Origin of the sequence: Archangium sp. (assembly GCF_036388035.1) — a bacterium.
Classification (GTDB): Bacteria; Myxococcota; Myxococcia; order Myxococcales; family Myxococcaceae; genus Archangium.
The window spans coordinates 1-10,451 of sequence record NZ_DASVSO010000411.1 but is presented as its reverse complement, the minus strand read 5'-3'; the positions used below and the strand labels follow the sequence as shown (position 1 = coordinate 10,451).

Sequence of the window (10,451 nt, the reverse complement as noted above, 5' to 3'; positions counted from 1 at the left end):
CGAGGGCGGCCTTGGGGGTGGAAGCCTTCTTGAGGATGGAGTTCATCGCCGAGGTGGCCGGCGACCAGACCATCGTCATCTCGGGCACGTTGGGCATCGGCACGGCGACCTCGACCTGCTGGCGGAACGCCTTGAGCTGCGGGTCCGCGGAGATCTTCGCGTCGGAGTACACGGCCTGGTTGGCGGGGCTCTGGCGGCCCTCCAGCGCGAGCACCTTCGCGGCCTCCTCGCCGGTGAGGAACTTCGCCACCTCGAAGGCGGCGTCCTTGTTCGTCGACGGGGCGGACACGTACACGCCCTCCACCGTCATCCACGGGCGCATGGGCTTGCCACCGGCCTCATCCAGCGTGGGCAGCGGGGCCAGGCCGTAGTCCACGCCCTTGGCGATCTCCCCGAGGAACCAGGGGCCGGAGAACACCATGCCCGCCTTGCCCTCGTTGAAGAGCGAGGTGATGAGCGCGGTGGAGGGCTCGGCGGGGAGGATGCCGTCCTTCTCCACCCACTTCATCATCTGCTCCACCGACTTCACGTTCTGCGGGGAGTTCATCGTGGGGGTGACGCCGGGGCCGAACACGCCGCCGCCGAAGCCGTTCATCAGGGCCGCGTGGTAGTAGAAGTCACCGTAGGAGTAGGCCAGGCCGAAGCGGCCGGCCTTCTTGTCGGTGAGCTTCTTGGCCACCGTCACCAGCTCGCCGCTCGTCTTGGGCGGGGTGGGAACGAGCTTCTTGTTGTAGATGAGCGTGATGACCTTGTAGTTGAGCGGCAGGCCGTAGACGGTGCCGCGGTAGGTCATCGCCTCCATCGTGGTGGGGATGAAGCGCTTGCGGATGGCGTCATCCAGGTAGAAGTCCACGGGCTCCACCGTGTTGCCGGCCTCGATCCACCCCCCCAGTCGGTCCTGGGCGAAGATGAACAGGTCCGGGCCCTTGCCGCGCGGCACGGTGGCGGAGATCTTGTCCGCGTAGGCGTCGTACGGCACCGCCAGCGTCTTCACCTGGATGCCCTTGGCGGCATTGGCGGCGTTGAACTGGGCGATCACCTTCTCGAGCGCCGCCTTCTCCTCGGCGCGGTAGGCGTGCCACAGGACGATCTCCTTCGTCTCGGCGGCGGTGGCGGTCGTGGTCATCAGGCCGAGCGCACACAGGCACGCGGCCGCGAGCATCAGTCGCAGATTCTTCATTTCGGGGAGCTCCTAGAGTGAGGACTCAGACTAGGCGGAAAGACGTTGCTCGGTCTCGGCGTCGAAGAGGTGAAGCGATTCCAGTTCGACGAGCACCTGCATCTTCGCGCCCGTCTCGGGAGCATGTTGAGGCGGAACCCGGAAGACGAGCGAATTCTCGGCCAGGCGGGAGTGGATGATGCTCTCGTTGCCGAGCGGCTCGACGAGATCCACCTTCACCTCCAGCGGCGCCGTCTCACCGCGGGCCGTGGCCGAGGGCGAGACGATGTTGTCGGGGCGGATGCCGACCTTCAGCTTGCGGCCACCCTTGCCGGCCGTCACCGGGCGCAGGCTCTGGGGCACCGGCAGCTTGAAGCCTTCGCCCTCGAGCACCTCGCCGTTGGCCGACAGCGTGGCGCTGGTGAAGCTCATGGGCGGCGAGCCGATGAACTGGGCCACGAAGACGTTGGCCGGGCGCTCGTACACCTCCAGCGGGGTGCCGAGCTGCTGCAGCTTGCCGTCCTTCATCACCGCGATGCGGTGGCCCATCGTCATGGCCTCGATCTGGTCGTGCGTCACGTAGACCGAGGTGACGCCCAGGCGCTGCTGGAGCTTCTTGATCTCCGAGCGCATCGCCACGCGCAGCTTGGCGTCGAGGTTGGAGAGGGGCTCGTCGAAGAGGAACACCGCCGGCTTGCGCACGATGGCGCGCCCGAGCGCCACGCGCTGCCGCTGGCCACCCGAGAGCTGCTTGGGCTTGCGATCCAACAGGTGGGTGATGCCGAGAATCTCGGCGGCCTCGTTCACCAGACGGTCCAGCTCCGGCTTGGGCGTCTTGCGGATCTTCAGGCCGAACTCGAGGTTCTCCCGGATGGTCATATGCGGGTAGAGCGCATAGTTCTGGAAGACCATCGCGACGTCGCGATCCTTCGGCGGCAGCTCGTTCACCACGCGCTCGCCGATGGAGAGGCTGCCGCCGGTGATCTCCTCCAGGCCGGCGATCATCCGCAGCGCGGTGGACTTGCCACAACCCGACGGACCCACCAGCACCATGAACTCGTGGTCGCGGATATCGAGGTTCAACCCCTCGATGACGGAGACATCGCCGTACCGCTTGGCCACATTCTTGAAAACCACACCGGCCATTTTCAGGCTCTCCCGACGCGGGCGCACCGAAGGTGGCCCTGCTGTCTGGTCGCAGACTGCGTTTTCATTATCGGGCCCGCCCCAGGATGCGGACGGACATCGGCTCGACGGAGACATCCACTGAGGGGGTGGCCGCCACTCGGCCCCCGTCCATCAGGTCTTCCGCATCCGCGCCGCTCCAGGCCTCGGGCCAGGGGAACGACACGGACTGCTTCTTGTTGCTCCGGTTCACCGCCACCACCACGGCGTCACCGGACTCGGGCTCGTGCCGGACGAAGGCGTAGACATCTCCCTCGGTGGCCAGCCCCTTGTGCGTGCCGCGCGCGAGCGCCGGGTGCGCCCGTCGAACGGCGATGAGCTTCTGGTAGAACTGGCGCAGCGACTCGTCGCGAGGCAGGCCCGTGCCGGGCTGCACCGCGCGCTCGCCCCAGGGCATGTCGCTGCGATTGGCCGGCCAGTCACCGCCGGGACGGCCCACTTCCTCGCCGTAGTAGATGACGGGGATGCCGGAGGTGGTGAGCTGCAGCGCCGCCGCGAGCCGGAAGAGCCCCTTGTTGCCCTGGAGCTGGAAGAGCGCGCCGGGCACGTCGTGCGAGGACAGGAAGTGCGACAGGTGGTAGCCCTTGCGCACCTTGCCGCGCGAGCGGAGGTAGGCGTCGAAGGCCACGGTGCGCCCGCGCCCCTGCACCCACGCGAGCGCGCTGCCCTGGAAGCCGAAGTCGAAGCCGGCGTCCATCTCGTCCGTGGAGAACCACGGCTCGAGCGACTCGCGGTCCCCGCCCCACACCTCGCCGAGCAGGAAGAAGTCCTTGCCCAGCTCCTCGCGGGTGCGGCGGCGGTGCTCCTGCCAGAAGGGATGGTCCACGTGCTTCACCGTGTCCAGCCGGAAGCCGTCCACCCCCGAGCGCTTGCCCCAGGCCAGCTGCGCGTCGAGCAGGTACTTCGCCACCTCGGGCTGCTCCGTCTTGAAGTCCGGCAGGCCGGACACGCAGCTCGTCAGGTCATCCTGCCCGCAGGTGCCCTTCTCTTCCGAGCGCAGCCAGCCGCGCGTCTCGGGCGCCTGGAGGTAGCGCGAGTTGTAGCCGGGGTGGTTGTAGACCACGTCCAGCAGCACGCGGATGCCCCGCTGGTGACACGCGTCCACCAGCGCCTTGAACTCCTGCTCGGTGCCGAAGCGCGGATCAATCTGTTGGAAGTCATCGGCCCAGTAGCCGTGGTAGCCCCAGTCCGGAAAGCCCGCGCCGGTGACGAAGCCCTCGATGTTCTTCACCACCGGGGTGATCCAGAGCGCCGTCACGCCCAGCGAGGACAGCTCGTCGAGCTGCGCGTGCAGGCCCTTGAAGTCGCCGCCGTGGAAGGCGCCGGGGGCCTTCTTGTCCACCTTGAGGTTGTTGCTGGCGTCGCCGTCCGCGAAGCGATCCAGCACGACGAAGTAGAGGACCTCGTCGGACCAGCGGCGCGCGGGAGCGGCGGGAGCCGGGGCCGCGACGGGTGCGGGGGTGGGAGCAGGCGCGGGCGTCGCGGTCGCCGGCTCGGGCGACGCGCTCACCTCCGAGGTTGCCCTGTCGGCTGGCGGCTGCGAGTGGGCGCAGCCCGTGATTGCCAGCGGAGCGAGCAACAACGAAGCGGAGAGAAGAATGTTCGCGCGTCGAGCCGGGGGGCGACAAGGCGACGAATCAACCATTGCGCCGGACTTTTTCACACCCGCTATCGAAAGTGAACCCTCCCACTTCGGATGTCACCGAACGGCAGTGAATCCAAGAGGTTACCCTGTCTCTTTCACGAGAAGCGCGCCGACTCCGCACGCGCCGTCACACTCCCGCGCGCGGGGCGCGGCGAATGACACGGCCGCGGGCGACGCCCGCGTCAGGGCAGGTTGTTGGAGCGATCCGGGACCTGGACGGGGTCGGCCGTGCCCACGTCCTCCACGACGATGATCTCCCGGGCCACCATCTCCACGTCGTTGTTGGAGAAGGAGGCGCGCACGGTGGAGCCCGGCGCGAGGAGCTCGCGGCCCACCTGCTTGCCGCCCTCGTGGTAGTAGCGCGTCTGCTCGGTGATGCGCAGGTAGCGCGTCTTGCCCCACTTGTCCTCGATGACGAGCGTGTCCGCGTACTCGCCGGTGACGGTGCCCTTCATCATGAAGCCCCGCTCGAGCGTGTAGGGATTCTTCGCGATGGGGCCCTCGCTGCCCGAGGACTTGCGCATCGCGCCCGTCCCGTCCGTCCTGCAGCCCGCGAGCACCACCGCGCCCAGCACCGCGCCCCAGATGAGTCCCCTCATGCTCGCTCCCCCCGCGGGCGCAATGCGTGCACCGCGCTGGAGGAAGTTGGGACTGGAGCGGCGGGGTCGCAAGCAGCGGCGCGGGACGGCTGCCCGGCTGCTCTCGGGCGTCAGACGCCGAGCCGGGTGAGCAGCGCCTTGGAGCTGTCGCGATCCAACATCAGCAGCACCTGGCCGGACACCGCGGGCGCGCCCACCGCCGAGAAGCGCGTCTCGAGCACCACCACGCGGTCGTCGCCCCGCGCCTCCATCACCGCGTCCGACAGCACCGGGCCCGCGGCGCCGCGCACCAGCACCGGCACCGAGGGCAGCAGCCTCCAGCCCGTGAGGGTACCGATGGCCGACAGGCACGCGCTGGCCACGATGTTGGCCGTCTCCGACAGCGCGCTCTCGCGCTCCTCGGCCGGCGCGTCGTTGCGCCGCAGCAGCAGCGCCTCCAGCGCCGTGCTGTCCTCCTGGGGCAGCACCAGCAGCAGCATGCCCTGGAGCTGGCCCTGCATGCCCAGCTTCGCGGCCACCACGGGGGCCTCGCCCCCGCCCAGCAGCCCGGCCACTTCCGCGGCCCCGGCCACCATGGCGCGCGGCACGGACAGGTGCACCGTTCGGCCCCCCACCAGCTTCGCGAGCGCGCTGACGGCGTGCCCACAACCGATGTTGGCCACCTCGCGAAGGGCGTCCAGCTGAATGTCGCTCGGAAGAGGGCTCACGCGGACAGTAACCTCGGCACGTCCAGGATGAAGACCGGGCGGCCACTTCCCAGGATGGTCACCCCGGAAAGGCCCGGCAGCAAGTCCAAGGGCCGGGACAGCGGCTTGAGCACCGCCTCCTCCTGCCCCACCAATCTGTCGACCGCGAGCGCGACCCGGCCCGCGTCTCCTTCCATCACCACGTAGGGCCTGGGGCCCTTGCGCGGGGGCACGTCGATGCCCACGAGCGCGTCCAGCCCGTACACCGGCAGCAGCCCCTGCCCATGCGGCAGCATCGGCGTCTCCCGGCTGCGCGTGAGCGCCTCGCTGTCCGCCTCCATCGCCCCCACCACCTTGGCGATCGGCAGGCCGAACACCTCGTCCCCCACCGCCACCAGCAGCAGGTGCACCACCGCCACCGTGAGCGGCAGCCGCAGCGTGAAGCGCGTGCCGCGCCCCAGCTCGCTCTCGATCTCCAGCGTCCCGCCCACGTTCTCCACCACCCGCTTCACCGCGTCCATGCCCACGCCGCGGCCGGAGATTTCCGAGATGTCCTTCGCGGTGGAGACGCCCGGCAGGCAGGCGAGCAGGAAGGCCTCGCGGTCCGTCATCCGTGCCGCCGCCTCCGCGCTGATGGCGCCGCGAGTCACCGCCGCCGCCTTCAGCCGGGCCGCGTTCATGCCACGGCCATCGTCCTCCATCTCCAGCACCACGCGGTCGCGCGCGCGGCGCACCGACACCAGCACGCGTCCGCGCGGCCCCTTGCCCGCCGCCACCCGCTCCTCGGCCGGCTCCAGCCCGTGGTCGATGCAGTTGCGCAGCAGGTGCAGCAGCGGGTCCGCCAGCTCGTCGAGGATGGCCCGGTCGAGCTCGATCTCCGCGCCCGTGATGACGAGGTCCACCTCGCGCTCGCGGCGCCGGGCGATGTCGCGCGCCGCGCGGGGCAGCCGGTCCGTGATGAGCGACAGCGGCGTCATGCGCGCGCTCATCACCTTGTCGTGCAGGTCCTTCACCAGCGCGTGCAGCCGGTAGACGCCCTCCTCGATGGGCGGGCGCGAGCTCTCCGGCACCGTCTTGCCCAGCTCGCGCAGGCGCGCGGTGGCCAGCAGCAGCTCGCCCACGGTGTCCAGGAAGTAGTCCAGCAGCTCCGTGCGCACGCGCACCGTGCGCGTCGACGCATCGGCGCCCACGGGCCGGGGGGCCTCCGCCGCCGAGCCCACCGCCTGGCCCAGCGCCGTGACGGGCGCGGGCGGCGGCGCCACCACCGCTGGAGTCAGCGAGACGAGCTCCACTTCCGCCACGTTGCGCAGCGCCTTGCGGATGCCCTCCTCGGCCTCGGCCGTCTCCAGCTCGACCTGGATGTTTCCTTCCGGGATGCGGCCGGCCTTGAGGTCCTCAAACGGAGGCGTCAGGCCGTGCAGCGCGCCCAGGCCCGTCAGCCGCTTGTGCACCAGGAAGGCGCGCACGCCCGGCGTCTGGCAGGTGGAGGCGATGCGCAGCCGCACCGCCCAGCGCATGGGCTGCTTCGGGGCCGCCTCCGGCGGCGACTCCACCTCCACCTTCGACGCGGGCACCACCATCGCGACCGAGGCGGCGGCCTGCATCGCCTCGGCGCTGGGAGCGGAGGCGGGTGCCGGGGCGGGGGGAGCCTCGGCGGCGACAGGCGCGGGCGCCGGAGCGGCGGCCTCGACCGGAGCGGGCGCCGCGGCGGCCGGAGCCGGCGCGCTGGGAGCCACAGCGGGGGAACGGGGCAGGACGCGCGTGGCGCTGGGGGCGCGGCCGGTGAGCACGGACACCCGTTCGGCGAGCTGTCCGAGCAGCGCCGCCGCGTCATCGGGCGTCTTGTTGTCCGCCACGGCCCGCACCTGGGCCAGCATCATGTCGGTGGCCGACAGGAGCAGGTCCACCAGGGAGCGCTCCAACCGGCTCGGATCCTGGCGGAGGGCGTCCACCAGGTCCTCCACCCGGTGGGCCAGCACGGCGATGGGCTCGAAGCCCATGGACGAGGCCATGCCCTTGACCGAGTGCGCGTGGCGGAACATCGAGTCCACCACGGCGGGCGCCCCCTCGCGCTCCAGTTGCACGAGGTCCCGCCCCAGTCCCTCCAGGTGCTCGCTGGCCTCGGCGAGGAACAGACCGAGGTAGCGGGACATGTCCATCGTCATGTCCGGCCTCGAGCGCGCTGGGGCAGGGGACCCTTCAACCCTCGCCCAACACCTTCTTGACGACCGCCAGCACGTCCTCCGCGCGGAACGGCTTGACGATGAAGTCCGAGGCTCCCGCCTCGATGGCCTCCATCACCAGGCTCTCCTGTCCCAGCGCCGAGCACATGATGACCACCGCGTTGGCGTCGAACTTGATGATCTCCCGCGTGGCCTCGATGCCGCTCTTGAAGGGCATGACGATGTCCATCGTCGTCAGATCCGGCTTGAGCTCCTTGTACTTCTCCACGGCCTCCAGGCCGTTGGCCGCCTCTCCGACGACCTCGAAGCCACCGGACGCGAAGATGTCCTTGATCATGTTGCGCATGAAGATGGCATCGTCGACGACCAGCACCCGCTTAGCCATGTGCAGCTCCGCCTCCGCTTAAGGCCCCAAGAGGGCCGCGGACACTACCACCCGCCCATTTCAGGCGGCTACTCACTTCTGATGGGCCGCGGTGAAGAGTCCAACCACCGCGGAATCCAGCCCCTCTGGATCCAACACCGTCACCGCCTGGCCCCTCAGTCGGGCCACCCCGCGCACCGCCGGGACCGTCTTGCCCGGAGCCGTGCTCACCCGCTCCACCGCCTCAATCCCGTCCACGTCCGTCACGAGCAGCCCCAAGTCCCGCCGCCCCCGGTCCAGCAGCACCACCCGGCCCGAAGGCGTGGACCCGTCCGGCAACCCCAGGAGCTGCCGCAGCTCCACCACCGTCACCACCCGACCCCGGAGGTTCATCACCCCCGTCACCGCCGCGGGCGCCCGAGGCACCCGGGTGAAGCGCTCCGGGGGCACCACCACTTCCCTCACCGCCGCCAGCGGCAGTGCGTAGCGCTCCTTCTCCACCCGGAAGATGACGTGACGCACGAGTCGCTTTCTACCAGCAGCTCTCGGGTTCTGGGAAATCCCTGAAAGCAGTCGAGTGCACAAGCCGCCACTTCCCCCGCCCCTCTTATGAGGAGCAGGGGAGGAGCCCACGGCTCAGGCGTTCAGCCGGAAGCTGCGCACCACGCTCTGGAGTTCGATGGAGAGGTTGGTCAGCTCGCTGGCCAGCGACGTCATCCGCACCATGGCGTCCGACTGGTCCTGGATGACGGCCTGGATGGCCTCGGTGGAGGCCGCGTTGTTCTTGGCCACCAGGGAGATTTCTTCGGTGGCGTTGACCATCTCCTGGCTGCCCTTGAGCTGCTCGCGGGCGCTGTCGGAGATGAGGTGCACCTTCTCGGCCACCTTGCGCACGGTGTCGGTGATGGCGCCCATGGAGCGCACGATGCCGGTGAGGTCCTCGCGGCCCTCGGCCAGCTCCTCGATGCCCTCCTTCATCGCGCTCACCACCGCCGTGGACTGGCCGGAGATGTCGCGCGCCAGCTTGGAGATCTGCTCCGCCGAGCGACCCGCGCTCTCGGCCAGCTTGCGCACCTCGTCGGCCACCACCGCGAAGCCGCGGCCGTACTCACCCGCGCGCGCCGCCTCGATGGTGGCGTTGAGCGCCAGCAGGTTCGTCTGCTGCGCCACCTGGGTGATGGCGTCGACGATTTTGGAGATCTCCTGCGTCTTCTCCCCGAAGGCGAACACCTGCTGGCTCGCGGCCTCAATCCGGTTGAAGACCTTCTTCACCTTCTCGCCGGCCAGGAGCGCCGCCTTGCTGCCGTTCTCGGCCGCGCTGCTCGTCTCGGCGGCGGTGCGGGCCGCGTCCTCGGCGCTCGCCGCGGTGCGCTGGATGCTGCCGGCCATCTCGGTAATCACCTTGGAGGTCTTCCCGACGAGCTGCGACTGCGTCTCCGCGCCCTGGGCGATCTTGTCCATGGACAAGCCCACCTCTTCGTTGGTCGCGTTGACGTTCTCCGCCGAGCCCTGCAGGTCCTTCGCGGTGTCGGCCACGCTCTTGGCGGTGTCCTGGATCTTGCCCACCAGGTCGCGCAGGTTCTCCTGCATCTTGCTGATGGCGAGCGCCAGCTCGTCGATCTCATCGCGGCGCAGGGCGCGCGGGGGCTCGACGACCAGGGGCTTGGACAGATCGCCCTGGGAGATTTCAAAGGCGGAGCGCGACAGCACCCGCACGCGCGTCACGCGCGCCAGGTAGCGCGGCAGCGTCAGGGCGAGCGTGAGCGTGATGCTCAGCGCCATCCCGAGACGCCACCAGAAGTCCAGCAGCGTCTCCGAGATGACGAGGGCGGCCGTGAGGACGCACCCCAGCATCACGTAGCCGGTGAGGATCTTCAGTTGCAGGGACACTTCGTGCCCCCCGGCGCCAGTCTGCTCGACAGAGCGCAGGAGCCGCTGCACGGGCTCACGTCGGGGGGAGAGGCTGGGGGAGGGATCGTCGCGAAGAGGGCGGCGCACGGTTTCGCTTTTCCAGGAGACAGCAACGGCGACGGTGCGGGTTTAGCCCTACCGTCTGGAACGGTCAATCCGGGTGCCTCCTCGGAAGTGGTCGAAGCCAGCGGGCGAGCGCAGCGTCCGTCCGCTCGCGTCATGAAGCTGGCCCGGCGGCCCCGAGGTGAGCCGGCCGATGCGCGTGAGGGGCTCCTCCACTCGGAGACAGGCCCGCTCGAAGGCGGGGGTGCGCTCAGGTGGGACGGCGAGGAGCAGCTCATAATCCTCCCCGCCCGCGAGTGCTCCCTCGGCGCCCAGGCTGGCGCGTACCGCTCGGGAGAGGGGCAGCCGATCCATCTCCAGCTCGGCCGCCACGCGCGAGGCGACGCACAGATGGCCGAGGTCCTGCGCCAGCCCATCGGAGATGTCGAGGCCGGCGGAGGCGAAGCGCGCGGCGAGCCGGCCCAGGGTCACCTTCGGCTCCGGGCGCTTCTGGCGGAGGATGGCCGTGGAGCGGCGCTGGCCGGCCTGGAGCTGCTGGAGCCCCAGCCGCGCCTCTCCCAGCGTGCCCGACACGTACAGCACGTCCCCGGGCTTGCCTCCGGCGCGGGTGAGGGGCGCGGTGCCCGGCGGCAGCTCGCCCGCGGCGGTGAGGGTGA

The 10,451-nt window shown here is 70.0% G+C and carries 10 protein-coding genes; all 10 read right to left on the bottom strand.

Annotated features, from left to right (window positions below; all coding sequences use genetic code 11):
• Positions 1-1,180, bottom strand: a 1,180-nt coding sequence (locus VF697_RS16650) for an extracellular solute-binding protein (RefSeq protein WP_331096119.1), incomplete at its 3' end; no start/stop codon positions are given.
• A 30-nt stretch (positions 1,181-1,210) separates the two neighbouring features.
• Positions 1,211-2,305 carry a sn-glycerol-3-phosphate ABC transporter ATP-binding protein UgpC gene (locus VF697_RS16645; protein WP_331096117.1) on the bottom strand — a complete coding sequence of 365 codons (1,095 nt, stop codon included), beginning with the start codon at positions 2,303-2,305 and terminating at the stop codon, positions 1,211-1,213.
• 67 nt (positions 2,306-2,372) lie between these two features.
• On the bottom strand, positions 2,373-3,854 hold the full coding sequence (locus tag VF697_RS16640; protein WP_331096115.1) for an alpha-amylase family glycosyl hydrolase: 1,482 nt from the start codon (positions 3,852-3,854) through the stop codon (positions 2,373-2,375).
• Between the two features lie 317 nt (positions 3,855-4,171).
• The gene (locus VF697_RS16635) at positions 4,172-4,588 is read right to left on the bottom strand and encodes a hypothetical protein (protein WP_331096113.1); all 417 of its coding nucleotides are present in this window, start codon (positions 4,586-4,588) and stop codon (positions 4,172-4,174) included.
• A gap of 110 nt (positions 4,589-4,698) precedes the next feature.
• Positions 4,699-5,295: a chemotaxis protein CheC gene (locus VF697_RS16630; RefSeq protein ID WP_331096111.1), complete on the bottom strand. Its 597-nt coding sequence runs from the start codon at positions 5,293-5,295 to the stop codon at positions 4,699-4,701.
• The gene (locus tag VF697_RS16625) at positions 5,292-7,439 is read right to left on the bottom strand and encodes a chemotaxis protein CheA (protein ID WP_331096109.1); all 2,148 of its coding nucleotides are present in this window, start codon (positions 7,437-7,439) and stop codon (positions 5,292-5,294) included. Before VF697_RS16625 ends, VF697_RS16630 begins: the two co-directional genes overlap by 4 nt.
• Before the next feature lie 34 nt (positions 7,440-7,473).
• On the bottom strand, positions 7,474-7,842 hold the full coding sequence (locus tag VF697_RS16620; protein WP_331096107.1) for a response regulator: 369 nt from the start codon (positions 7,840-7,842) through the stop codon (positions 7,474-7,476).
• Between the two features lie 72 nt (positions 7,843-7,914).
• The gene (locus VF697_RS16615; protein ID WP_331096105.1) at positions 7,915-8,343 is read right to left on the bottom strand and encodes a chemotaxis protein CheW; all 429 of its coding nucleotides are present in this window, start codon (positions 8,341-8,343) and stop codon (positions 7,915-7,917) included.
• A 114-nt stretch (positions 8,344-8,457) separates the two neighbouring features.
• Positions 8,458-9,819, bottom strand: coding sequence for a HAMP domain-containing methyl-accepting chemotaxis protein (locus tag VF697_RS16610; RefSeq protein WP_331096103.1), 1,362 nt, complete (start codon positions 9,817-9,819; stop codon positions 8,458-8,460).
• 48 nt (positions 9,820-9,867) lie between these two features.
• Positions 9,868-10,451, bottom strand: a 584-nt coding sequence (locus VF697_RS16605) for a thiamine-phosphate kinase (RefSeq protein WP_331096101.1), incomplete at its 5' end; no start/stop codon positions are given.

Excerpts from the sequence above, each read along its gene's own strand:
- VF697_RS16620 (WP_331096107.1), bottom strand. The coding sequence starts at position 7,842 with ATGGCTAAGCGGGTGCTGGTCGTCGACGATGCCATCTTCATGCGCAAC.
- VF697_RS16635 (WP_331096113.1), bottom strand. The coding sequence starts at position 4,588 with ATGAGGGGACTCATCTGGGGCGCGGTGCTGGGCGCGGTGGTGCTCGCG.
- VF697_RS16625 (WP_331096109.1), bottom strand. The coding sequence starts at position 7,439 with ATGACGATGGACATGTCCCGCTACCTCGGTCTGTTCCTCGCCGAGGCC.
- VF697_RS16645 (WP_331096117.1), bottom strand. The coding sequence starts at position 2,305 with ATGGCCGGTGTGGTTTTCAAGAATGTGGCCAAGCGGTACGGCGATGTC.